The following is a 22,581-nucleotide window of genomic DNA, read 5'->3' on the forward strand; positions in this document are numbered from 1 at the left end:
GACTTCACCTGCCCGCGTCGATGGCGTATTATGTTCAACTGTTTGTTTGTAGTTGCAGCCTAAAGCTGCTTGGTTGGAGGAGTTTCCTTTGGCAGTCAAGATTCGCCTTGCTCGTCACGGCGCTAAGAAGCGTCCGTACTACCGTGTCGTCGTCGCCGATTCCCGCGCCCCGCGTGACGGTCGTATCATCGAGGAGGTTGGCCGCTACAACCCGATGACCGCCCCCAAGACCATCAACCTCGACCTCGAGAAGATCGCCGACTGGCAGTCCAAGGGCGCTCAGCTCACCGACGCCGTCGCCGCTCTGGTCAAGGCCGCCAACGAGGGCGAGAAGACTGAGACCGTCGTCAAGAAGTCCAAGAAGCAGCTCGCCAAAGAGGCCGAGGCCGCTAAGGCTGCCGCTGAGGCCGCTGAGGGTGCCGAGGAGTAAATCGTGCCTGAGGTTGACGCTGCACAGCTCGAGGGTGAGGCAATGCTCTCAGATCGCATCGCCGATCTCGTCGAATATCTCGTTGTTCAGATCGTCGACGACCCGGATTCCGTGAGCCTTGAGGTCATCGATGGTGACGACGCCTCTACGATTGAGGTTTCGGTCGCCGAGGATGATGTCGCTAAGGTCATCGGCCGTCGTGGCCGTACCATCAAGGCCATTCGCACGCTCGCCCGTGCACTGGCCGCTCGCCTCGACACTGCTGTCGAGGTAGAGGTTCTGGGCTAGGACCTTGAGGTCCCAGTACAAAAACATCGCCCGTGTGGTCAAGCCGCACGGAAGGAAGGGGGAGGTCCTCGCGCAGCCGCTGCGGGGGCTTCCTTCTGTATTAGAGCCGGGTATGCGCGTCGCCCTGACGCCGCCGGCGCTCAAGCGCGACCGCTTTTGCACGGTCGTGTCCGTCACCGATACGGGCGATGGCGATCTGGTCTCGTTTGAGGGCATTGACGACTTGACGGCCGCCGAGGGCATCACGGGATGCTACGTGCTGGCAAATCGTGACGACTTTGAGCTCGATTCGCTCGACGCTGCCTATACCGACCTGATGGGTCGCGAGGTGGTCGACGAGCGCTTCGGTTCGCTCGGTACGATCGTCGAGATCATGTCGACGCCCGCCAACGATGTTTGGGTTGTCGAGGGTGATCGGTACGGCGAGGTGCTGATTCCCGTGATCGAGCAGGTCGTGCTCGATCTTCCCGACACAGGAACAATTTCCGTCCACGTTATGGACGGCCTGATCGATATGGACAAGTAGGGAGGACAACATGCTGATCGAGACCCTTTCGGTCTTTCCCGAGATGTTTGAGCCCGTCATGTCCACATCGATCTTGGGCCGCGCCCGCAAGGCCGGCCTTTTTGATTTTAAGGCGTATAACCTGCGCGACTGGACGCACGACCGCCATCGTACCGTCGATGACGAGCCGTACGGCGGCGGGCAGGGCATGCTCATGAAGGTCGAGCCTATCGCCGAGGCCATCGAGGCCATTAGCGCAGAGGGTCCCAAGCCCACTGTGGTGTTCTTTACCCCCTGTGGCGAGCCCTTTACGCAGCATGTGGCCGAGCGCCTGCTCAAAAGTGAGCGCCTGCTGTTTGTGTGCAGTCGCTACGAGGGCGTCGACGAGCGCGCGTATGCGTATGCCGATGAGCGTCTGTCGATCGGCGACTACGTGCTTACGGGCGGCGAGCTTCCCGCTATGGTCGTTGCCGATGCCGTCGTACGCCTGATTCCCGGCGCCCTGGGCGACGAGATGAGCAACGTCGACGAGTCGTTCTCGACCGCCGAGGACGGAGGACTGCTCGAGTACGCGCAGTACACCCGTCCTGCCGAGTTCAACGGCGAGGGCGTGCCGCCGGTGCTCGTGAGTGGCGATCATGCCAAGGTCGATGCCTGGCGTCGCAAGAACGCCATCGAGCGCACCTGCCGCTGGCGTCCCGATCTGATCGAGACGGCGCGCCTTACGCCCCAGGAGCGCGCTTACGCGCAGGAGATTTTGGACGCTGCGTATTCGCAGAGCGAGGAGTGAGAATGGTTCCATCGCAGCATTCCGCGTTGAGGGGCGCTTTTGAGTGGATCGCGGTCATCGCGATCGCGCTCGTGGCCACCTTCTTGATTCGCTCGTTTGTGGTCGAGCCCTTTGTGGTGCCCACCGGCTCCATGGAGTCCACGATCGAGATTGGCGACCAGATCCTGGCACAAAAGGTGAGCCTCGAGCTCGGTCAGCCCGTCAAGCAGGGTGATATCGTGGTGTTTCACAACCCCGATGGCACCTCCGAGCATGATGTTCTTGTCAAGCGTGTTATTGCCACGGCCGGCCAGACGGTCGACCTGCAGGATGGCAAGGTGGTCGTTGACGGCCAAGCGCTCGACGAGGACTATACGACGGGCATGAGCTGGCCGCTTTCGGTCCAAGCGCCCGGCGCTCAGGTAAGCTATCCCTACACGGTTCCCGACGGGTGCGTGTGGGTGATGGGCGACAATCGCGAAAACTCTGCCGACTCACGTTATTTTGGTCCCGTCGATCGCTCTGATTTGATCGCAGTGGCGCTTGTGCGCTACTGGCCGTTCAACCGCATCGGCGCTATCGACTAAAAACCGCTATAGTACAGTACCTAACCGTGTAATCGTTTCGACGAGGGGATATTAGAGGCATGAACGCTTCATCGCTTTCCTTCCAAGACATCATCCTGCGCCTCCAGCAGTACTGGGGCGAGCAGGGCTGCGTCATCATGCAGCCCTATGACTCCGAGGTCGGTGCCGGTACCTTCCATACCGCGACCACGCTGCGCTCGCTCGGTCCCGCCGAGTGGCGCACCTGCTATGCACAGCCCTGCCGCCGTCCCGCCGACGGCCGCTACGGCGAGAACCCCAACCGCATGCAGCACTACTATCAGTTCCAGGTGCTCATCAAGCCCTCGCCGGTCAACGCCCAGGAGCTCTACCTGGGTTCGCTGGCCGCCATTGGCCTGGACCCCAACGACCATGACGTCCGCTTTGTCGAGGACGACTGGGAGAGCCCGACGCTCGGCGCCTGGGGCCTTGGCTGGGAGGTCTGGCTCAATGGCATGGAGGTCACGCAGTTTACGTACTTCCAGCAGGTGGGCGGCATCGAGGTCGACCCCGTGCCCGTCGAGATCACCTACGGCCTGGAGCGTATCGCCATGTACGCCCAGGGCGTTAACTCGGTCTACGACCTGGTGTGGAGCTACCTGCCCGACGGCACGCCCATGACCTATGGCGACGTGTTCCTCGAGAACGAGCGCGAGTTCAGTGCCTATAACTTTGAGGTCGCCAACGTCGAGATGATGCGTCAGAAGTTTGACGACTACGAGGCCGAGTGCCATTCCTGCCTGGAGCGCAAGCTGCCGCTGCCGGCATATGACTGCGTCATGAAGTGCAGCCACGCTTTCAACCTGCTCGATGCTCGCGGCGCCCTGTCCGCGGTCGAGCGTGCCAACTACATCCTGCGCGTCCGCGCCGTCGCCAAGGCGTGCTGCGAGGCCTACATGGCCGAGGTCGCCGGAGTCAACGAGAATGCCGATCAGGAAGGCGAGGTGGCGTAAGCCATGGCAGACGCTAAGGATTTCCTGTTTGAGATCGGTACGGAAGAAATGCCCTCCGCACCGCTGAACAATGCCGTCAAGCAGCTTGGCACCATGATCGCCAAGGGTCTCGACGAGGCCGGTCTGGCCCACGGCGAGGTCCGTGTGATCTCGAGCCCGCGCCGCCTGGCTGCGCTCGTTGCTGACGTCGCCACCGCGACCGACGAGGTTCACGAGGTCAAGCGCGGCCCCGCGGCCAACATCGCCTTCGATGCCGACGGTAACGCCACCAAGGCCGCCCAGGGCTTCGCCCGCAAGTGCGGTGTGGCTGCCGAGGATCTGGTCCGTCGCGAGGACACCGACGGCCGTGAGTACGTCTTTGCCGAGAAGAACATCCCTTCCGCCCCGGCCACCCCGATCCTGACGGCCCTGTGCGAGAAGACTATCGCTGGCCTGCAGTGGCCCAACTACCGCTCTCAGCGCTGGGGTCACGAGCATGCGACCTTTGTTCGTCCGGTCCGCTGGATCTGCTGCCTTCTGGGCGAGGACGTTGTGCCCGTGTCGTTTGCCGACGTGACGAGTGGCAACACCACGCGTGGTCATCGCGTGCTTGGCCCCGGTGACCATGTGGTCGCCAGCCCCGCCGTCTACGAGCAGGTGCTCGAGGACGCCGGTGTGCTTTCTGCCGAGCGTCGTCGTGAGGCCATCCTCGCCGGTATCGCCGAGGTCGAGGCTGCCCGTCCCGGCTGCCATGTCGATACGCCCAAGAAGGTCTTTGAGGAGGTCATTAACCTCTGCGAGTGGCCGACGGTGCTCGTCGGTACCTTCGATGAGGAGTTTCTCAAGGTCCCGCACGAGATTATCTGCGAGTCCATGCTCACCAACCAGCGCTACTTCCCGATCTATGACGGCGAGGGCAAGCTCACGCGTGAGTTCGTGGTCGTTTCCAACAGCAAGCCCGAGAATGCCGAGCGCGTGATTGACGGCAACGAGCGCGTCGTGCGCGCCCGTCTGGACGACGCCAAGTTCTTCTACGAGGAGGACCTGAAGATCTCCCTCGACGAGTTCCGCGAGCGTCTGGCCAAGGTCGCCTTCCAGGAGAAGCTCGGTAGCGTGCTCGCCAAGTCCGAGCGCATTGAGCAACTCGCGCTTGCCATCGCTCGCGAGGCCCATCTGGGCGCCCACCTGGCCGCCGACGCTGCTCGCGCCGCGCACCTGTGCAAGGCCGACCTGGTGTCTAACGCCGTCGTCGAGTTCACGAGCCAGCAGGGCGTGATGGGCGGTTATTACGCGACCGCGATGGGGGAGAATGACGAGGTCGCCCATGCCATCCGCGATCACTATCGTCCCCGCTTTGCCGGTGACGAGTTGCCCGAGGGCACCGCTGGCTGCATCGTGGCCTGCGCCGACAAGCTCGATACCATCGCCGGTATTTTTGCCATCGGCGAGCCCCCGACCGGCTCCTCCGACCCCTACGCGCTGCGTCGCGCCGCCATCGGCATCATCAACATCCTGCGCGACCGTCTGCCGATCGATCCCACGTCGCTTATCGACTTTGCCCTTGAGCTCTATAGCGAGCAGGGTATCGAGTTCGACGCCGCCGAGGTCGCTCAGCAGGTTCGCGACTTCTTCCACGGCCGTCTGGTGAGCATGGCCCGCGACGAAAAGATCCCGGCCGATACCGTTGCCGCCGTCTCCGCGGTGCACATCATCGCCCCGTCCGTCTTCTTCGCCCGCTGCGCCGCCCTCGACGAGGCCCGCAAGAACGACGCTGAGACGTTCGATAACCTGGCGACCGCCTATGCCCGCGCCGCGCACATCTCCAAGCCCGAGCTGGGCGCGGAGTACGACCGCGCCCTGATGGGCGAGGTCGAGCTCGCGCTTGCCGATGCCTCCGAGGCTGCTCAGACCGCTGTCGACGCCGCCCTTGCTGCCGAGGATTACCCGGCCGCATTTGCCGCCCTTGCCGCCCTGCGCGCCCCCATCGACCGCTTCTTCGACGAGGTCATGGTCATGGACAAGGACGAGCAGCTTCGCGATAATCGCCTTAAGCTGCTCAACCGCTTCGAGGCCGTTTTCTCCGGCATCGCAAACATCGGTGAGCTTGCTCGCAAAAAGTAAGCCAGCCTGCGCATAAGCGCAAAAGGAGCCCCGCATGGATTGCCCGGTCACCGCTCGTCCCACCGTTATCGTTATCTCCGACTCGCTCGGTGATACCGCTTGTGAGGTGGTGCTTGCGGCGTCCGGGCAATTTGATGAAGGGGCTTTTCGTCTCTTGCGCCTGCCCAAGGTGAACTCGGTGGAGCAGGTCAAGTCGTTTGTGGGTCCGCGCGTCGATGCCGATCATCGCGATATTGCCGTGTTCCACACCATTGTCGATCCGGCGCTTCGCGCCCGTGTGCTCGATTACCTGGGCATGCTGCATATCCGTTCGGTCGACCTGATCGGCCCGACGCTCGCCGTGCTGTCGTCGCTCATCGGTGTGCCGCCCAAGGGCGTTGCGGGCGTGATTCACAAGACCGATGACCGCTATTTCCATCGTATCGAGGCCATGGAGTATTTCGTTGAGCACGATGACGGGCGCGGCTGCGACGATCTGTCGGGTGCCGATATCGTGCTGCTGGGCGTATCGCGCACGTCCAAGACGCCGCTGTCGATGTATTTGGCCTATCAGGGCTACAAGGTCGCCAATGTCCCACTGGCGCATGGCATGGAGCCGCCCAAGTCGATTTACGAGGTCGACCCGATGCGCCTGTTCGGCCTGATTTCGACCGTCGATGTGATTTCCGAAATTCGCGATAGCCGCTTGGGCGATGACTACGCTCGTGCCGTTGCCGGCTCCTATGCCGAGCCTGAGAGCGTGCACAGCGAGCTCGAGGAAGCCCGTGCGCTCATGAAGCGCCTAGGCTGCTTTGTGGTGCGTACCGACGGCAAGGCCATCGAGGAAAGCGCTGCCGAGATCATTAACCACTTGGAGGAAATCCAAGAAGCCCGTGCCCGCCGCGCCGCCCGTCGAGCCCAACAAAGCTAGCTTATTGGGGTAGCTAAAAAGCCCCGTCTAAAAAGACTAACTAAAAATAATGCACGATAATGGTAAAGCGATTTAGCAAATTACTTGCATTTGACCTGCAAGTTTATTGAAGTGGTATCTTCATAAGGTAACCACCTTTACCTACCATTTACCGCCAGTTTTAGCACGTTTACCAAACCGCGCATCCTCTGCTTAAGCCCGCTCAAAACCCGCCGTATAGTTCCCTCATGGCCCGCATCTGGCGGGTCGATTCGTTACCACGGTCGTGTGCGTAAGCGCATGGAAGGGGAAGTATCGTGAGCGATTGCAAGAGAGTTTACCGTTTTGGAACCGACGCCCAGGGCACCTGTGTCACCGAGGGCGACAAGTCCATGAACTTCGTGCTTGGCGGCAAGGGCGCAAACCTTGCCGAGATGAGCCGCATCGGCCTGCCGGTTCCCGGTGGTTTTACCATTACCTGCCAGACCTGTGTTGAGTACTCCGGTGCCGGCAACGTCTGGCCCGAAGGCGCGCTCGATGAGATCGTTGCCGCCGAGGAAGACCTCGAGTCCCGCTGCGGCAAAAAGCTCGGTGACGCCTCCGATCCGCTGCTCGTGTCGGTTCGCTCGGGCGCTCCGTTTTCCATGCCCGGCATGATGGACACGGTCCTCAACTTAGGCCTCAACGACGACTCCGTTCAGGGGCTCATCGCTCAGACGCAAAATCCGCGTTTTGCCTGGGATAGCTACCGCCGCTTTATTCAGATGTTCTCCAACGTCGTTATGGGCGTCGACGCTGACCTGTTCGAGAACGCGCTGACCCGGGCACGCCTGGTCGCTGGTGTTCGCGTCGATTCCGAGCTTTCGGCCGAGGATCTGCAGGAGCTCGTCGAGACCTTCAAGGGGATTTTCTCTGAGAACGTCGATGCTTCCCTGTATCCCGAGCTCGAGGTTGCTGACGGCAAGCCTGTCTTCCCGCACGACCCGGAGCTTCAGCTACGCCTTGCCATCCAGGCCGTCTTTGGCAGCTGGATGAACGAGCGTGCCTGCATCTACCGCAAGCAGCATGGCATTTCCGACGACCTCGGCACCGCCGTCAACGTGCAGGCCATGGCCTTTGGCAACAAGGGCGAGACCTCTGCGACTGGCGTCGCCTTTACGCGCAACCCGGCCGATGGCACTAAGGAGTTCTACGGCGATTTTCTGGTTAACGCCCAGGGCGAGGACGTCGTCGCCGGCATCCGCAACACCGAGCCCATTGCCGACCTCAAGACCACCCCGGGCCTCGAGTCCGCAGGTGAGGAGCTCGAGCGCGTGTTCCTGACGCTCGAGGATCATTATCGCGATATGTGCGATATCGAGTTCACCATCGAGCAGGGCAAGCTCTGGATGCTCCAGACCCGCGTGGGCAAGCGCACCGCCACCGCCGCCCTGCGCATCGCTATCGAAATGGTCGAGGAGGGCCTGATCACCCGCGAGGAGGCCGTGAGCCGCATCGATCCCGCGCAGCTCGACCAACTCCTGCACCCGCAGTTTGACGCCTCCAAGAGGTACGAGACGCTGGCCAGCGGTCTGAACGCCAGCCCCGGTGCCGCCGTGGGCGAGGTCGTGTTCTCGAGCGACGACGCCGTCGCGCGCGCCAACGAGGGCCACAAGGTCATTCTGGTTCGCTGGGAGACCAACCCCGATGACCTGAAGGGCATGGTAGCCGCCGAGGGCATCCTGACCAGCCACGGTGGCAAGACGAGCCATGCCGCCGTTATCGCCCGCGGCATGGGTACGCCCTGCGTCTGTGGCGTTGAGCGCTTCCATATCGACGCCGCCGAGAAGGTCGTGCGCATCGAGGGCAGCGACCGCGTGCTGCACGAGGGCGACGTTATCTCCATCGACGGCACCCAGGGTATCGTCGTCGACGGCGCCGTTGACCTGGTCTCCGCCGAGCTCACCGGCGATCTGGACACCATCCTATCCTGGGCCGACGAGATTCGCCTGGACGAGACCGGTGGCCATGCCAACCATGTGCGCGTTAATGCCGACAACCCCGAGGATGCCGCGCTCGCGCTCGAGTTTGGCGCCGAGGCCATCGGCCTGTGCCGCACCGAGCACATGTTCCTGGGCGACCGCAAGAACATCATCCAGAGCTTTATCCTGTCTGACGATGAGGCCGTGAAGCAGCAGGCCCTGGCCGACCTGCTCAAGGTTCAGACCGAGGACTTCCTGGCGATGTTCAAGACCATGTCCGGTCGCGATGTGGTCGTCCGCCTGCTCGATCCGCCGCTTCATGAGTTCCTGGATAATCCTCGCGAGCTCGAGGTCGCCATCACCAAGAAGGAAGCCGCTGGCGCCAGCGAGGAAGAGCTTGCCGTCCTGCGCGCCCGCCTGCGTCGTATCGACGGCATGGTCGAGTCCAACCCGATGCTCGGCCTACGCGGCGTGCGCCTGTCCATCGTCTTTAGCGATCTGCCGCTCATGCAGGTCCGCTCCGTCGCCACGGCTGCCGCTCGCCTCATCAAGGAGGGCGTCGATCCGCGTCCCGAGATTATGGTCCCGCTCGTTTCCATTACGGCCGAGCATGTTCAGACCCGCGAGGTTATCGAGCGCGTGATCGCCGAGGTTTCCGACGAAGAGGGCGTCGAGCTCAATATTCCCGTGGGCACGATGCTCGAGCTGCCGCGCGCCTGCATGGTCGCTGATGAGATCGCCCATCACGCAGACTTCTTCTGCTTTGGCACCAACGACCTCACCCAGACGACCTTCGGTTTCTCGCGTGATGACGCCGAGGCTAAGTTCATCCCGCTGTACATGCATAAGAAGATCTTGAAGGACAATCCCTTCGAGACCATCGACACAGCGGTGCTCGAGCTGGTGCGTATGGCCGTCGAGAAGGGTCGCGCCACCAACCCCGACATGCACTTTGGCGTGTGCGGCGAGCACGGCGGCGACCCCAAGTCCATCAAAGGCCTGTTTAACGTGGCCGACGTGGACTACGTGTCCTGCTCGCCCTACCGCGTGCCCCTCGCACGCCTGGCTGCCGCTCAGGCCAAGCTCGAGGCCAAGCGTTCCGCCTAACGTTTTGGGTTTAGACGCCTAGCGTAGCCCCCTTCATGCCGCCCGTCTCATTCGTGAGGCGGGCGGTTATCATGTGCGGGTTTTGTCTTTTTGTCTGCGTAAAAAATTGTTCTTGCAGCAGAAACCCGCGCGTGTATACTCGAATACGTTTGTTCAACTACGTGCCGGCCAAGGTGGTACGGCACCTCTAGAAGAGTAAGGAATTGCACATGGATTACATCCGCGCAATCGAGCGTCAGCAGATCCGCGAGGACATTCCTCAGGTTCGCGTCGCCGACAACGTCAAGGTTCACTACCGCATTAAGGAAGGCGACCGCGAGCGCATCCAGGTCTTCCAGGGCGACGTCATCCGCATGGCCGGCGCCGGTGCCCGCGAGACCTTCACCGTCCGCAAGATGTCCTTCGGTGTCGGTGTTGAGCGTACCTTCCCGCTTCACAGCCCCAAGATCGCCAAGCTCGAGGTCGTTCGTCATGGTCGCGTCCGTCGCGCCAAGCTGTACTACCTCCGCGACAAGGTGGGCAAGGCTGCTCGCATCCCCGAGAAGCGCTAAGAAGATCGCAGCGTCTGTCCACTCGTTTGGACGTAAGGGTCACCTTCGGGTGGCCCTTCTTTTTATCCGATTTGCATGCAAGGAGGGCCTGGTATGGCCAATATGACGAGCTCGGTTTCGGCATCGCAAGTTGCTGGCGAGCTGGCGAGCGCTACGTTTGAGGAGATTCCCGCCCTCGTGGAGCATTATCGCGAGGACCCGCGCCAGCAGGTGATCAAGGCTTGCGAACGCGCCCTCAAACGCCATGCCAAAGAGCTTGCCGAGCGCGAGCGCGTCAATGACATGTACGAGCTTATGCATGAGCTTGGCGGCGATGGAGTGGTCGTTGGTGTCGACGAGGTGGGTCGCGGATCGGTGGCCGGTCCTTTGACGGTATGCGCTGTCTGCCTTCCTATGGAGCCGCGCGTCTGGGGCATCAACGATTCCAAAAAGCTCACGCCGGCGCGCCGCGAGTTGCTCTCAGTGAAGATTGCCGAGGTGGCGACGGCGATCGGTTTTTGCCATATCGCGCCTAAGGATATCGATGAGATGGGCATGGCCCGTGCTATCCGTACCGCCGTTGCGGGCGCCGTGGCCGATACGGGGCTCGAGCCCGATTGCGTGCTTATGGATGGCAACCCCTTGGGCGCCGTTCCTAACGAGCGCGATGTGGTGAAGGGCGATGCCAAGATCGCCTGCATCGCCGCGGCGTCCATCATGGCCAAGGTCACGCGTGACGAGATGATGGTCGAGTACGACGCCGAGTATCCCGAGTACCATCTGGCCGAGTCGAAGGGCTATGCGAGCCCCGAGCACATCGAGGCCATTCGCAAACATGGACTTTGTCCGCTGCACCGCGTGAGCTTTTGCGGAAACTTTCTGCAGACTGAGCGCCTTTTCTAGGCCAATTGTGGAGACATGGACCTCTGGGGTTTTATAAACCTGCTGGTAGCGGGCCGTATGCAACACCATTGTTGCGTACGGCCCGTTTTTTGACGGCATTTGGTCAGCTTTTGGTTTGCTTCCGGTACTTACCCGCATGAAAGGTGCCCTCATCATCGGGGCAATGCAGTGTGCGGGAAAGGAGACCCCATGAGTGCCGCAAGCAAAAAGAGCAAGACGCAGCAGCTCAAGGAGCGTTGGGAAAACGGCGAGCTCGACTCCGGGGCGATGACGCCCGAGTTTATCAAGGGACTCAGTCCCCGCGAGCTAGGCATGCTGGGCGAGCTGCTCACCATCGACTACTTTAACGAGCGCGGCTACACCTTGCTGGAGCAGGGCTATCGTTGCACCGAGGGCGAGGCCGATCTGGTGCTGCTCGATGAGCTCGACGATGTCGTGGTGATGGCCGAGGTCAAGACCAGGCGCGTCGCCCTGGATTGCACCACGCGGGTCTTTCCCGAGGAGGCCGTGGATGCCCAAAAGCAGCGTCGGTATCGCCGTATCGCAAGTTGCTATCTCATGGAGCACTATCCGCTCAAGGCGATTCGCTTCGATGCTGTGGGTGTCACCATCCGCGGCGGGCATATCGCCGAGATCGAGCATCAGTACAACGCGTTCGATTGGCAGGTGTCGTGATGGCGTTCGAGACGTTTGCCGTTCACGCGGCCTGCATCCGCGGCGTCGAGGCGATTCACGTCACGGTCGAGGTCTCGCTTGCCGGTGGCGTTCCGGGCATCCAGATGCTCGGCATTCCGAGTATGGAGGTGATGGAGTCACGCGGTCGTATTCGCTGCGCGATGCGCTCCGCCGGGTTCGAGATCCCGCGCTCGGGCATTACCGTTAACCTGGCACCCGGCGATATCCGCAAGACCGGTAGCGGCTTTGACCTGCCCATCGCCATCGCGGTTCTAGCGGCCGATGAGCAGATTCCCCGTGACAACCTCGATCGCTGCCTTATCGCAGGTGAGCTTGGTCTGGACGGTACGGTGCTTCCCGTCAAGGGCGAGGTGGCGTTTCAGCTATTGGCTCGCGACATGGGGCTGTCTTTTATCGCCGGCAGGTCCGACCAGCATGTGCCACTCGCGGGCGTAGATTGCGGCTTTATCGACCATCTGTCTCAGCTTGCTCATGGCATGGGCGATGCCGCACGGCACTACTTGGATTCCGAGGGTGTCGAGGCGACCTTTGAGCCCGAGCTCGACTATGCAGACGTGCTGGGGCAGGAAGTCGCTAAACGCGGCATGGCGCTTGCGGCGGCAGGAGAACTCGGCTTGCTCATGATCGGGTCTCCGGGATCGGGCAAGACGATGCTCGCACGCCGTATGACCGGCATCCTGCCCGAGCTTTCCGTTGAGGATCAGCAGGAGGCACTGTGCATCCATTCGGTTTTGGGTGAGAACATTGATGGCTTGTTGGCGGGGCACCGCCCCTTCCGCAGTCCCCACCACAGTATTTCGACCGCAGGCCTTATCGGCGGCGGGCGCCCGGTGCACCCGGGTGAGATCAGCCTTGCTCATGGCGGCGTGCTCTTTTTGGACGAGCTTGCCGAGTTTCCCACTGGCGTGCTGCAGACGCTGCGTCAGCCCATCGAGCGCGGCTACGTGAGGATCGTACGCGTCGACGGGGCTTTTACCTTCCCGTCGCGCTTTCAGCTGCTGGCTGCGAGCAATCCCTGCCCCTGCGGCTTTTTGGGCGATCGCGAGGTGCCGTGTCGCTGCTCGGCGGCGATGGTCGAGCGCTATCGGTCTAAACTGCGCGGTCCTTTGGCCGACCGTATCGACATGATGATCGATGTGACCCGTCCCGACCCTCAAGTGATTATCGAGGGTGCGGAGGGCATGTCGTCGGCCGAGTTACGTGACTACGTTGTGCGCGGTCGCGCCTTTCGCGCTTGGCGCGAATCCCGCATGGACGATGCGGATGCCGAGGCCGAGGATGACGAGACTCGGTCCATTGACGGCGTCGTTTCGACCTTTGAGCTCGATGATGCGGCGGAGAAGTGTGTGCTCGGCCTGTCGAAGCGCACGCATCTCACAGGGCGTGGCATCGTGCGCCTTGTTCGCATTGCGCGCACGATCGCAGATGTCGCCGAGAGCGAGCAGGTGACGCAGGACCACGTGCTCGAGGCGGCGATGTACCAGGGAAGGAGGGACCAATGATGGCTGAGGGGACCTTCGAGCTGCATCCAGGTGACGCGTTGTATCCCGAGACCGTTTTGGAGCTTTCTGATGTACCTCAGACGCTCTATGTGCGCGGCAACCCCGAGGCGCTTTCGACGCCCGCGCTCTCCATCATCGGTGCGCGAAAGGCCTCGCCGTATGGTCTTGCCGTGGCAGAGCTTGCGGCGAAGGTGGCGGTTGAGGCGGGAGTGACGGTAGTTTCGGGCGGTGCAGTCGGTTGTGACCAGGCCTCGGGTTGGGCTGCGGTCAACGCCGGCGGCAAACACGTCGTGGTGCTGGGGACGGGCGCCGACGTGGTCTACCCGCGTTCGAGCGCGGGGCTTATTACGCGCACGCTCGATACGGGCGGCGCGGTCGTGTCGATCTCTCCGTGGGGCATGGGTCCGCGCAAGTTTGCCTTTCCGCGTCGCAATCGCGTGATCGCGGCCCTGTCGCAAGCCCTCTTTGTATCCGAGGCGGGTATGCCTTCCGGGACGTTTTCTACAGCCGAGGCTGCTATGGATTTGGGGCGCGAACTTCTTGCCGTGCCGGGGTCGATCCTATCGCCCGAGTCGCGTGGCACGAATTACCTCATTGCGAACGGTGCCTGCTGCATTGTCGACGAGGAGTCCATCGAGATGGCTATCTCTCGCATATACGGCACCCTGCGCTACTCGCGCCCCGATGCTCCCGGCATTGCCGACCTGAATCCAACACAGCAGACCGTGATGCATGCGCTCATCGCCTCTCCGCTCAAGGTCGACGACATCGCGGCGCTCGTCTCACTCGATGCTGTCGGCGTACTCAAACTCTTGGGTTCGCTTGAACTCGAGGGCCTTATCGAGCGCATGATGGATGGAAGGTATGCGCCCTCCAAGTTTGCCCTTCACGCCCAGACGCCCTTCGGTCACAATGGAAAACGTGTCAATTAGAAAGGTGTTTGCAGATGCAGTTCGATCAGGTGACGGTTATCGGTGGCGGTCTGGCGGGTTCGGAATGCGCGATCCAGCTGGCAGACCGCGGGTTTGCCGTAAAGCTGTGCGAGATGCGCCCCCAGGTGAGCTCCCCGGCTCACCATACCGATCACCTGGCAGAGCTCGTCTGCTCCAATTCGTTTAAGTCGACCCGTCCGGATTCCGCGGCTGGTTTGCTGAAGGCCGAGCTTGAGCGCATGGGTTCAGTCCTGCTCGACTGCGCCCATCGCGCTGCTGTTCCCGCTGGTGGCGCCCTGGCGGTCGACCGTGTTACATTCTCCGAGCTCGTCGAGGCTGAGGTTGCCGCCCGCCCCAATATCGAGGTCGTTCACGGCGAGGTCACCCAGATCCCCGAGGGCCACGTGGTCATTGCCGCGGGCCCGCTGTGTTCACCGGCGCTGAGCGAAGAGGTCATGAAGCTCGTCGGTGGCGACGCCCTTGCGTTCTTCGATGCCGCGGCGCCGATCGTCGATGCCTCCACGCTCGATATGGACGTGCTGTTTTCGCAGTCGCGCTACGAGGAGCAGGGGAGCGGCGACTATCTCAACGCTCCGCTCAACAAGGAGGAGTACGAGGCCTTTATCGAGGCGCTCACCACGGCCGACCGCGTGGTGCTCAAGGACTTTGAGGGCGGCGATCTGTTCCAGGCCTGCCAGCCTGCCGAGGAGGTTGCGCGCACCGGCAAGGACGCCATTCGCTTTGGCGCCATGAAGCCCGTCGGCCTCACCGACCCGCGTACCGGACGTCGCCCTTGGGCGGCGATTCAGCTGCGTGCCGAGAACAAGGAGAAGACCGCCTATAACCTGGTGGGCTTCCAGACCAACCTGACCTTTGGCGAGCAGAAGCGCGTCTTCCATATGGTGCCGGGCCTGGAGAACGCTGAGTTCTTCCGCTACGGTGTCATGCACCGCAATACCTTTGTCGACGCCCCGCACGTGCTCGATGGCACCTTTGCCGTGCCCGGTACCGGCGTGCGCCTGGCCGGTCAGATCACCGGCACCGAGGGGTACATGGAAGCCGTGGCGACCGGTCTGCTCGCGGCGCTCAACACCTATGCAGAGGCTATCGGCGCCGATTCCGTCGAGTTGCCCCGCGTGGGCGCCCTGGGTGCGCTCGTGGGCTATGCGACCGATCCTGCCACCGTGGGCTATCAGCCCATGCATGTCAACTTTGGCCTGGTGCCGCCGCTCGAGGACGGTAAGCGCCGCAGCAAGCGCGACCGCTATCAGGCCTATGCGGACCGTGCGCTCGAGGCCCTCGATGCCTACTTGGCCACGCGTTCCGACTTGTTTGGAGGCGACCGGTCATAGCCTTTGACCTGTACGACACCGTCGACTCTTTTATCGCCTATATCGCACGCGTTGAGGGGCTTTCTCCCAACACGGTGACGGCCTATGGCTCGAGACTGGAGCGCTTTGCTGCCTGGTGCGAGCGCGAGGATATTGATGCTTTCGCTGCCGACGTGCGCACCATTCGTCGCTATCTTGCTGAGCTTTCGCGTGAGCAGGTGGCTCCCCGAACGCTTGCGGCGCACCTGTCGGCTATCCGATCTCTCTATCGCTGGATGGCTGCCGAGGGGATTGTCGAGGGCGATGCGGTCTCGGCGATCGCGTCGCCCAAGCTGCCGCGTGACCTGCCGGGCGTCCTTACGACCCAGCAGGTCGAGGCGCTGCTCAAGACGCCTGATACCTCAACACCCGCGGGACTGCGCGATGCGGCGATGCTCGAGTTGCTCTATGCCTCGGGTGCCCGCATCTCAGAGCTTGCGGCGCTCAATGTGGAATCCATCTCATGGTCCGAGCGCACGCTGCGCCTGTGGGGCAAGGGGAGCAAGGAGCGTATCGTCCCTCTGTATCGTCGTGCGCTCGATGTGACGCGTCTCTATATTGAAGAGGGGAGGCCGGAGTTGCTCGCTCGGGCAAAGCGCCGCGACCTCGCTACCGGGCCGCATCCGCTGCTTATATCGGCGCGCGGCAATCGCATGAGCGCCGCGATGCTTCGGCGGCGGTTCCATACGCTGGCGACGCTCGCCGGCATTCCGGCTGACATCGCCCCGCATGCGATGCGCCATACCTTTGCGACCGACTTGCTCGAGGGCGGTGCGGACTTGTGCTCGGTTCAAGAGCTGCTAGGTCATGCGAGCCTGTCCACGACGCAGATCTACACGCATCTCACACCCGATCGGCTTAAACGTGCCGTGGCTCAAGCCCATCCCCGCGGCGAATAGTGGCTGGGACGTCCCGCGCCGCACTCAGGTGTGTGGTTTTGATTGCGGGTTGGCAGGAAGAGGCATTCCTGCTATCATTCATCGGGTTGCTTCACGGCAACATGTTTTTATCACGCACGCGCGGCTACTTCATACCGTGGTGCCCGGGCTTTGGTAGCACATGTCCGGGTTGGTTTTGGAGGATGACCCCGCGCGGAGGCAAACCACAGGAGGTTTAACATGGCTACCAAGATTAATATCCGCACCCTGCTCGAGGCCGGCTGCCACTTCGGTCACCAGACCCGTCGCTGGAACCCCAAGATGAAGCCGTTCATCTTCGGTGAGCGCAACGGCATCTACATCCTCGACCTCAAGCAGACCATCCTCGACGCCGACCAGGCCTACACCTTCGTCAAGAACGTCGCCAAGGGTGGCAACGTGCTATTCGTCGGCACCAAGAAGCAGGCTCAGGAGGCCGTCAAGAACGCTGCTGAGCGCGCCAACATGCCTTACATCAACCAGCGTTGGCTCGGCGGTATGCTGACCAACTTCGTCACCATCCGCTCCCGCATCAACCGCATGGAGGAGCTCGAGGCCATGGTCGAGGACGGCCGCATGGCTGTTCTGCCCAAGAAGGAGCAGGCTGTTCTCGGCAAGGAGCTCACCAAGCTCCAGACCAACCTCGGTGGCGCCCGCGACATGAAGGGTCTGCCCCAGGCTCTCTTCGTCATCGACACCAAGCGCGAGGAGAACGCCATCAAGGAGGCTCAGCGCCTGAACATCCCCGTCGTCGCCCTGATCGACACCAACTCCGATCCCGACGAGGTCGAGTACGGCATCCCCTGCAACGATGACGCTATCTCCGCTGTCACCCTTATGTGTGAGCTCATGGCTGACGCCTGCCTCGCTGGCTCTGGTAAGGAGCAGGTCTCCGAGGCCGAGATGGCCGCTGAGCCCAAGGCCGAGTAAATCAGTCTTAGTTAATTCTTTTTCATCTCTTTGAAAGGAACCACAATGGCCCAGATTACCGCCGCTATGGTCAAGCAGCTCCGCGAGATGACCGACTCCCCGATGATGGAGTGCAAGAAGGCTCTCGTCGAGGCTGACGGCGACATGGACGCCGCTGTCGACGTTCTGCGTAAGAACGGCCTTGCCAAGGCTGCCAAGAAGGCTGGCCGTGAGACCAACGAGGGCGCTGTCGCCGCGTTCGTCTCCGAGGATGGCAAGACCGGCGCTCTGCTCGAGCTCTCCTGCGAGACCGACTTCGTTGGCTCTAACGCCAAGTTCACCGGCTTTGCTTCCAAGGTCGCTGAGGTTGTCGCTACCACCGAGCCTGCTGACGTCGACGCTCTGCTCGAGAAGCCGATGGGCGAGGAGACCGTTTCCTCCGAGCTCACCGAGATGATTCACATCATGGGCGAGAACATGAAGATCTCCCGCTTCGCTGCCCGCAAGGCTGAGAACGGCGCGCTCGCTTCTTACATCCACATGGGTGGTAAGATCGGCGTCCTCGTCGAGTTCGCCTTCGAGAAGGCTGAGACCGCTCAGGCTGAATCCTTCAAGACCTTCGCTCACGACGTTGCCCTTCAGGTTGCCGCTGTCGCCCCGATCTGCGCTACTCGCGATCAGGTTCCGGCCGAGACCGTCGAGCACGAGAAGCAGATCTACATGGCTCAGGCTGCCGAGTCCGGCAAGCCCGAGGCCATTCAGGAGAAGATGGCTGTCGGCCGTCTGGAGAAGTTCTACAAGCAGTCCGTGCTCACCGAGCAGGAGTTCATCAAGGACAGCTCCCTCACCATCAAGAAGTACGCAGAGCAGGTCTCCAAGGAGCTCGGCGACACCATTACCGTCGTTGCCTTTGACCGTCTGGTCCGTGGCGAGTAAATAAGCTCTTGTAGCTGGTAATGAGCAGGCTGTGGGTTTTACTCACAGCCTGCTTTTTCATGGCTCTTCTTAGAGCCTTTGATAGAATGTTGAGAGTTCAATCTAAAGGAGGATCGCTTTGTCCGACATCCGATATAAACGCGTGCTTCTTAAGCTTTCCGGCGAAGCACTGATGGGCGACGGCCAATATGGCATCGACCCCAAGCTTACCGACCATCTTGCCAAGCAGGTCAAGGAGCTGCTCGCCGTTGGCCATGAGGTCGGCGTCGTTGTCGGCGGCGGCAATATTTTCCGCGGCATGGCCGGCGCTGCCGGTGGCATGGAGCGTGCTCAGGCCGACTACATGGGCATGTTGGCAACCGTTATGAACGCGCTCGCCCTGCAGGATGCCTTCGAGCATAACGATGTTCCCTGCCGCGTGATGAGCGCTATCCAGATGAACGAGATCTGCGAGCCCTATATTCGCCGTCGCGCCATCAACCACCTTTCCAAGGGCAACGTCGTTATTTTTGCCGCCGGTTCGGGCAATCCGTACTTTACGACCGACACCGCCGCGGCTCTTCGTGCGTGCGAGATTGGCGCCGAGATTTTGATTAAAGCCACCAAGGTTGACGGCATCTACGACAAGGATCCCGTCAAGTGCGCCGATGCCGTCCGTTTTGACAAGATCACTTACCATGAGGTGCTCGTCCGCGGTCTGCAGGTTATGGATTCCACGGCTACGGCACTGTGCCAGGATAACCGTATGCCGATTTTGGTCCTCAACATCGATGGCGAGGACACTGTCAAGCGCGCGCTCGCGGGTGAGCCCGTCGGCACGCTCGTCTATCAGGAGGATTAAGCATGGCAGAGAACATCACCGCCCATATGGACAAGTCGCTCGAGTCCCTCAAGCATAACTTCTCCAAGGTCCGTACCGGCCGCGCTAATGCCAACATTCTTTTCGACATCACCGTCGATTATTACGGTGTTCCCACGCCGGTCACGCAGGTTGCCGCCGTCAAGACCCCCGAGGCCCATATGCTGCTCATCGAGCCGTGGGACAAGGCACTCATCAATGCTATCGTCAAGGCCATCGGCGCTTCCGATCTGGGTATTACCCCCAACTCCGATGGTACCGTCGTTCGTCTGCCGTTCCCGGCTCCCACCGAGGAACGCCGTCGCGAGCTCGTCAAGGAGTGCCGCGAGTACGCCGAGCAGGCCAAGGTGTCTATCCGTAACATCCGTCGCGACTTCAACAACAAGCTCGAGCGCGATGAGGAGCTCACCGAGGACGATGTCCGTCGCGAGCAGGCCAAGGTCCAGAAGCACACCGATGAGTATGTCGCCAAGGTCGAGGAGCTTCTGAAGGAAAAAGAAGCCGAGGTCATGGAGATCTAAGGTGCAATACGACGAGCATAAACTGGTCGAGTACTTTGCCGACGCCCCTGCGGGCGTCGGTTTTTCCGACCTTGACCTCAATAACATTCCGCACCATATCTCGTGCATTATGGACGGCAACGGTCGTTGGGCCACATCGCGCGGTCTTGCACGCACCGAGGGCCACAAGGCGGGTATCGTCTCCCTTCGCGAGATTATTACCGCTTGCGTGCGTCTGGGCGTCGACGTGCTTTCTGCCTATGCGTTTTCGACCGAAAACTGGAATCGCCCTCAGCACGAAGTCAACGTTCTGATGCACCTGTTTGCCAAGACGTTTATCGACGAGCTGCCGCTTCTGAAGCGCGAAAACGTGCGCGTTGTCTTTTTGGGTGACATTTCCGCGCTGCCCAAGAAGACCCGCGACGTTTTTGAACGCGGTCTTGCCGAGTGCGCCAATCACACCGGCATGACGCTGGCGCTTGCCGTCAACTACGGCGCGCGTGCCGAGATTACCCGCGCTGTCCGTCAGATCGCACTCGACGCTGCCGCCGGTAAGATCGATCCTGCCGCAATTGATGACGACATGGTGGCTTCCCACCTCTATACCGCCGGCCTTCCCGATCCTGAGCTTGTGATTCGCACTTCTGGTGAGCTGCGCCTTTCGAACTATCTGCTGTGGCAGGTGGCTTATTCCGAATTCTACGTCACCGATACCTATTGGCCCGACTTTGATCGTTGGGGCCTTGTCGACGCCATTTTGGCCTATCAGGGCCGTGACCGTAGGTTTGGTGGTCTGAGCAAGACCGAGGAGGCTTAATCGTGTCCGATCGTCCCAAGGCAACTGCTCCCAAGACATCTGAGCGCAAGGCTGTCGCTGCGGGAGCGCCCGCAGCGAAGAATGGCACCGGTTCGTGGCTTGCGGGCTTTATTACCCGTGCCGCCGCCGGTATCGTTTATGCCGTTGTCTTTATCCTGTGCCTGGTTTTGGGTATCGTGCCCACGGCCATCTTTGTTTCTGTCATGAGCGGTCTGTGCTGCTATGAGTTTTTCCGTATGACAAGGCTCGATGGCAAGATGGCTAACGAGCGCATGGGTATCGCTGCCGCCGTACTCTTTCCGCTGTCGGCGTTGGGCGATTCGATGTTGCTGAATGCCCTGCTTTTTGCCCTGATGCTCGCTGTGGGCATTTGGTATGTCTGTTCGCCGCGTACCCGCATCTCGGATGTGGCCGTGACGCTTATGGGTCCCATCTACACTGGCTTTATGCTGTCGGCTATCGTACTGCTGCGCGATGCCGTGCCCGGTTTTGCCGGCGCCCTGCTTTCGGTGGGCGTTTGCGCGTCCCTTTGGGTCTCCGATTCGTTTGCCTACATCGTGGGCAGCCGTATCGGCAAGCACAAGATGGTTCCCAAGATCTCTCCCAAAAAGAGTTGGGAGGGGTTTGTCGGCGGCATCCTGGGCTCGGTTTTGATTTGGCTCATCCTGTGGGCGACGCATTTCTACAAGCTCAGCCTGCCCTATGCGCTGCTGTGCGGCGTGGTCGTGTCGATTCTGGGCGTTATCGGCGACCTTATCGAGTCGCGCATCAAGCGCGGTGTGGGCGTCAAGGATTCCGGCAACCTTATCCCGGGCCACGGCGGCATGCTCGACCGTAGCGACTCGCTTATCTTTGGCTGTATTACCGCGCAGCTGCTTTTGATGATCGGAGGCGTGCTGTAATGTCCTTCCAAACGACGTATGGCCCCGATGGACGCCTTCGCGTTGCTATCCTGGGTTGTACGGGCTCCATCGGCACCCAGGCACTCGATGTGTGCCGTCAGCATGCCGATCGCCTGCAGGTGACGGCGCTGTCCGTTAACTCCAGCACCTCCGAGCTCGTTGCCGCTGCCCGCGAGTTCTCGGTTTCGGCGGTTGCCGTGGCCGATGTCGCTCATGGCGATGACGCCGTGCTGCAGGAGTTGCCCGAGGGAACGAAGCTCGGCGTTGGCGCGCAGGCGGTTTGCGAGCTCGCGCGTCGCGACGATGTCGACTGCGTGCTCGTCGCTATTGTGGGCGCCGCCGGTCTCGAGGCGAGCCATGCGGCTTTGACCTCGAATAAGCGCCTTGCCCTTGCCAACAAGGAGTCCCTCGTCGTCGGTGGCGACTTGCTTATGCCGTTGGCGCAACCGGGCCAGCTTATTCCAGTCGACTCTGAGCACTCCGCCATTTACCAGTGCTATCTGGGGGAGAACCCGCGCGAGGCTCATTGTATTTGGCTTACCTGCTCGGGCGGTCCGTTCTTTGGCCGCACGCGCGACGAGCTCGATTGTGTGACGCGTGCCGACGCCCTCGCGCATCCCACGTGGGCCATGGGTGCCAAGATCACCATCGACTCCGCCACCCTCATGAACAAGGGCCTGGAGCGTATTGAGGCCATGCATCTGTTTAACTGCAACCTCGATTTCATTAACGTGGTCGTGCAGCGTCAATCCAAGATTCACTCTATGGTCGAGTTTGCCGACGGCTCCGTGATGGCGCATCTCGGTGCTTCCGATATGCGTATTCCCATCCAGTTCGCGTTCTCGTATCCCGAGCGTTGGGATACCCCGGCGCCTCGTATCGATTTCCGCGAGCTGGGGCAGCTCACGTTTGACGCGGCCGACATGGATACTTTCCGCTGTCTGGCACTGGCCGAGCGTGCTGGCAAGACGGGTGGCACCATGCCGTGCGTGCTCAATGCCGCCAACGAGGTCGCCGTCGATGCCTTCCTGCACGATGGCTGCAGCTTTACCGATATCGATCGCATTGTGGAATCCTGCATGGATGCCCACGATATGCAGGCGGTCGATTCGTTTGAGCAGCTTCGCGACATCGATGCGTGGGCGCGTGAAAAGGCTGCGCAGGTGCTCGACGCAACCCGTTCCTAACCCATAAGGATTGC

At 61.4% G+C, this 22,581-nt stretch carries 23 protein-coding genes; all 23 read left to right on the top strand.

From position 1 onward, the window contains the following. Positions 1 to 88 precede the first annotated feature (88 nt). Positions 89 to 430: a 30S ribosomal protein S16 gene (gene rpsP, locus ACKUTP_RS06170; protein ID WP_022094749.1), complete on the top strand. Its 342-nt coding sequence runs from the start codon at positions 89 to 91 to the stop codon at positions 428 to 430. A 42-nt stretch (positions 431 to 472) separates the two neighbouring features. Then, complete coding sequence (locus ACKUTP_RS06175) at positions 473 to 718, top strand: KH domain-containing protein (RefSeq protein ID WP_171021534.1); 246 nt, start codon at positions 473 to 475, stop codon at positions 716 to 718. 34 nt (positions 719 to 752) lie between these two features. Then, positions 753 to 1,244 carry a ribosome maturation factor RimM gene (gene rimM, locus ACKUTP_RS06180; RefSeq protein ID WP_226812527.1) on the top strand — a complete coding sequence of 164 codons (492 nt, stop codon included), beginning with the start codon at positions 753 to 755 and terminating at the stop codon, positions 1,242 to 1,244. 10 nt (positions 1,245 to 1,254) lie between these two features. Beyond that, positions 1,255 to 2,013 (top strand): tRNA (guanosine(37)-N1)-methyltransferase TrmD, encoded by a 759-nt coding sequence (gene trmD / locus ACKUTP_RS06185; protein WP_117745952.1) that lies wholly within the window; start codon positions 1,255 to 1,257, stop codon positions 2,011 to 2,013. Between the two features lie 2 nt (positions 2,014 to 2,015). Beyond that, entirely contained in the window at positions 2,016 to 2,579 is a 564-nt protein-coding gene (gene lepB / locus ACKUTP_RS06190) for a signal peptidase I (protein WP_368145420.1), read from the top strand. Positions 2,580 to 2,638: 59 nt separating this feature from the next. Beyond that, positions 2,639 to 3,550, top strand: coding sequence for a glycine--tRNA ligase subunit alpha (locus tag ACKUTP_RS06195; RefSeq protein ID WP_006236091.1), 912 nt, complete (start codon positions 2,639 to 2,641; stop codon positions 3,548 to 3,550). 3 nt (positions 3,551 to 3,553) lie between these two features. After that, complete coding sequence (gene glyS / locus ACKUTP_RS06200) at positions 3,554 to 5,650, top strand: glycine--tRNA ligase subunit beta (RefSeq protein ID WP_055309868.1); 2,097 nt, start codon at positions 3,554 to 3,556, stop codon at positions 5,648 to 5,650. A 34-nt stretch (positions 5,651 to 5,684) separates the two neighbouring features. Next, a complete protein-coding gene (locus tag ACKUTP_RS06205; RefSeq protein ID WP_409063825.1) occupies positions 5,685 to 6,560 on the top strand; it encodes a pyruvate, water dikinase regulatory protein in 876 nt (291 codons plus the stop codon). Positions 6,561 to 6,856: 296 nt separating this feature from the next. Then, positions 6,857 to 9,607, top strand: a complete 2,751-nt coding sequence (gene ppdK, locus ACKUTP_RS06210) for a pyruvate, phosphate dikinase (protein WP_409063826.1) — start codon at positions 6,857 to 6,859, stop codon at positions 9,605 to 9,607. 209 nt (positions 9,608 to 9,816) lie between these two features. Further along, positions 9,817 to 10,158 (top strand): 50S ribosomal protein L19, encoded by a 342-nt coding sequence (gene rplS / locus ACKUTP_RS06215; protein WP_006236098.1) that lies wholly within the window; start codon positions 9,817 to 9,819, stop codon positions 10,156 to 10,158. A 93-nt stretch (positions 10,159 to 10,251) separates the two neighbouring features. Beyond that, the gene (locus tag ACKUTP_RS06220; protein ID WP_055250018.1) at positions 10,252 to 11,040 is read left to right on the top strand and encodes a ribonuclease HII; all 789 of its coding nucleotides are present in this window, start codon (positions 10,252 to 10,254) and stop codon (positions 11,038 to 11,040) included. A 189-nt stretch (positions 11,041 to 11,229) separates the two neighbouring features. Next, positions 11,230 to 11,715: a YraN family protein gene (locus ACKUTP_RS06225; protein ID WP_409063827.1), complete on the top strand. Its 486-nt coding sequence runs from the start codon at positions 11,230 to 11,232 to the stop codon at positions 11,713 to 11,715. Further along, the gene (locus ACKUTP_RS06230) at positions 11,715 to 13,238 is read left to right on the top strand and encodes a YifB family Mg chelatase-like AAA ATPase (RefSeq protein ID WP_055250022.1); all 1,524 of its coding nucleotides are present in this window, start codon (positions 11,715 to 11,717) and stop codon (positions 13,236 to 13,238) included. Before ACKUTP_RS06225 ends, ACKUTP_RS06230 begins: the two co-directional genes overlap by 1 nt. Further along, positions 13,238 to 14,170, top strand: a complete 933-nt coding sequence (locus ACKUTP_RS06235; RefSeq protein ID WP_117745984.1) for a DNA-processing protein DprA — start codon at positions 13,238 to 13,240, stop codon at positions 14,168 to 14,170. Before ACKUTP_RS06230 ends, ACKUTP_RS06235 begins: the two co-directional genes overlap by 1 nt. 14 nt (positions 14,171 to 14,184) lie before the next feature. Beyond that, positions 14,185 to 15,522, top strand: coding sequence for a methylenetetrahydrofolate--tRNA-(uracil(54)-C(5))-methyltransferase (FADH(2)-oxidizing) TrmFO (gene trmFO / locus ACKUTP_RS06240; protein ID WP_195239256.1), 1,338 nt, complete (start codon positions 14,185 to 14,187; stop codon positions 15,520 to 15,522). Positions 15,523 to 15,530: 8 nt separating this feature from the next. Next, positions 15,531 to 16,439, top strand: a complete 909-nt coding sequence (locus ACKUTP_RS06245) for a tyrosine recombinase (RefSeq protein WP_409063884.1) — start codon at positions 15,531 to 15,533, stop codon at positions 16,437 to 16,439. A gap of 219 nt (positions 16,440 to 16,658) precedes the next feature. Next, positions 16,659 to 17,387: a 30S ribosomal protein S2 gene (rpsB, locus tag ACKUTP_RS06250; RefSeq protein WP_006236109.1), complete on the top strand. Its 729-nt coding sequence runs from the start codon at positions 16,659 to 16,661 to the stop codon at positions 17,385 to 17,387. A gap of 45 nt (positions 17,388 to 17,432) precedes the next feature. After that, positions 17,433 to 18,302, top strand: coding sequence for a translation elongation factor Ts (gene tsf, locus ACKUTP_RS06255; protein ID WP_022094736.1), 870 nt, complete (start codon positions 17,433 to 17,435; stop codon positions 18,300 to 18,302). Positions 18,303 to 18,420: 118 nt separating this feature from the next. After that, the gene (gene pyrH, locus ACKUTP_RS06260; RefSeq protein ID WP_409063828.1) at positions 18,421 to 19,143 is read left to right on the top strand and encodes a UMP kinase; all 723 of its coding nucleotides are present in this window, start codon (positions 18,421 to 18,423) and stop codon (positions 19,141 to 19,143) included. Positions 19,144 to 19,145: 2 nt separating this feature from the next. Then, the gene (frr, locus tag ACKUTP_RS06265) at positions 19,146 to 19,682 is read left to right on the top strand and encodes a ribosome recycling factor (protein WP_409063829.1); all 537 of its coding nucleotides are present in this window, start codon (positions 19,146 to 19,148) and stop codon (positions 19,680 to 19,682) included. A 1-nt stretch (position 19,683) separates the two neighbouring features. Then, positions 19,684 to 20,478, top strand: coding sequence for an isoprenyl transferase (locus ACKUTP_RS06270; RefSeq protein ID WP_195520377.1), 795 nt, complete (start codon positions 19,684 to 19,686; stop codon positions 20,476 to 20,478). 2 nt (positions 20,479 to 20,480) lie between these two features. Beyond that, entirely contained in the window at positions 20,481 to 21,380 is a 900-nt protein-coding gene (locus ACKUTP_RS06275) for a phosphatidate cytidylyltransferase (RefSeq protein ID WP_409063830.1), read from the top strand. After that, complete coding sequence (gene dxr, locus ACKUTP_RS06280) at positions 21,380 to 22,567, top strand: 1-deoxy-D-xylulose-5-phosphate reductoisomerase (protein WP_409063831.1); 1,188 nt, start codon at positions 21,380 to 21,382, stop codon at positions 22,565 to 22,567. The genes ACKUTP_RS06275 and dxr overlap by 1 nt, the downstream gene beginning before the upstream one ends. The last annotated feature ends 14 nt before the right edge of the window (positions 22,568 to 22,581 follow it).

This window comes from Collinsella sp. wc0529, from assembly GCF_046116875.1.
Classification (GTDB): Bacteria; Actinomycetota; Coriobacteriia; order Coriobacteriales; family Coriobacteriaceae; genus Collinsella.

Coding starts and splice junctions, on each gene's coding strand:
- trmFO (WP_195239256.1), top strand. CDS start 14,185: ATGCAGTTCGATCAGGTGACGGTTATCGGTGGCGGTCTGGCGGGTTCG.
- ACKUTP_RS06205 (WP_409063825.1), top strand. CDS start 5,685: ATGGATTGCCCGGTCACCGCTCGTCCCACCGTTATCGTTATCTCCGAC.
- glyS (WP_055309868.1), top strand. CDS start 3,554: ATGGCAGACGCTAAGGATTTCCTGTTTGAGATCGGTACGGAAGAAATG.
- ACKUTP_RS06225 (WP_409063827.1), top strand. CDS start 11,230: ATGAGTGCCGCAAGCAAAAAGAGCAAGACGCAGCAGCTCAAGGAGCGT.
- ACKUTP_RS06175 (WP_171021534.1), top strand. CDS start 473: ATGCTCTCAGATCGCATCGCCGATCTCGTCGAATATCTCGTTGTTCAG.
- rpsB (WP_006236109.1), top strand. CDS start 16,659: ATGGCTACCAAGATTAATATCCGCACCCTGCTCGAGGCCGGCTGCCAC.
- ACKUTP_RS06235 (WP_117745984.1), top strand. CDS start 13,238: ATGGCTGAGGGGACCTTCGAGCTGCATCCAGGTGACGCGTTGTATCCC.
- ACKUTP_RS06220 (WP_055250018.1), top strand. CDS start 10,252: ATGGCCAATATGACGAGCTCGGTTTCGGCATCGCAAGTTGCTGGCGAG.
- ACKUTP_RS06195 (WP_006236091.1), top strand. CDS start 2,639: ATGAACGCTTCATCGCTTTCCTTCCAAGACATCATCCTGCGCCTCCAG.
- dxr (WP_409063831.1), top strand. CDS start 21,380: ATGTCCTTCCAAACGACGTATGGCCCCGATGGACGCCTTCGCGTTGCT.
- tsf (WP_022094736.1), top strand. CDS start 17,433: ATGGCCCAGATTACCGCCGCTATGGTCAAGCAGCTCCGCGAGATGACC.
- rplS (WP_006236098.1), top strand. CDS start 9,817: ATGGATTACATCCGCGCAATCGAGCGTCAGCAGATCCGCGAGGACATT.
- frr (WP_409063829.1), top strand. CDS start 19,146: ATGGCAGAGAACATCACCGCCCATATGGACAAGTCGCTCGAGTCCCTC.
- lepB (WP_368145420.1), top strand. CDS start 2,016: ATGGTTCCATCGCAGCATTCCGCGTTGAGGGGCGCTTTTGAGTGGATC.
- ACKUTP_RS06230 (WP_055250022.1), top strand. CDS start 11,715: ATGGCGTTCGAGACGTTTGCCGTTCACGCGGCCTGCATCCGCGGCGTC.
- trmD (WP_117745952.1), top strand. CDS start 1,255: ATGCTGATCGAGACCCTTTCGGTCTTTCCCGAGATGTTTGAGCCCGTC.